Here is a 469-nt window from a genome sequence, read left to right on the forward strand (position 1 = left end):
GTGAGCGAGGAAGCGGATCCAGTTGACCGCTTGAAGTCTTTAATTAAATACAAAGGATATCAGGTGGCCCCCGCTGAATTGGAATCGATATTGTTACAACACCCCAACATCTTCGACGCGGGCGTGGCAGGTCTTCCCGACGATGACGCCGGTGAACTTCCCGCCGCCGTTGTTGTTTTGGAGCACGGAAAGACGATGACGGAAAAAGAGATCGTGGATTACGTCGCCAGTCAAGTAACAACCGCGAAAAAGTTGCGCGGAGGAGTTGTGTTTGTGGACGAAGTACCGAAAGGTCTTACCGGAAAACTCGACGCAAGAAAAATCAGAGAGATCCTCATAAAGGCCAAGAAGGGCGGAAAGTCCAAATTGTAAAATGTAACTGTATTCAGCGATGACGAAATTCTTAGCTATTGTAATCCTCCGAGGCCTCGAGGTCGACGAATTCGAGCTCGGCCGACTTGGCCAATTC

General features: G+C 49.7%; 1 protein-coding gene. It reads left to right on the forward strand.

Annotation, left to right across the window (positions count from 1 at the left end):
* Positions 1-372 (forward strand): AMP-binding enzyme (locus FFY45_RS22515; RefSeq protein ID WP_500692580.1); only part of this gene is annotated, 372 nt, incomplete at its 5' end.
* Between the last annotated feature and the right edge of the window lie 97 nt (positions 373-469).

This window comes from Xanthomonas hortorum, from assembly GCF_011305375.1.
Classification (GTDB): domain Bacteria; phylum Pseudomonadota; class Gammaproteobacteria; order Xanthomonadales; family Xanthomonadaceae; genus Xanthomonas; species Xanthomonas hortorum_E.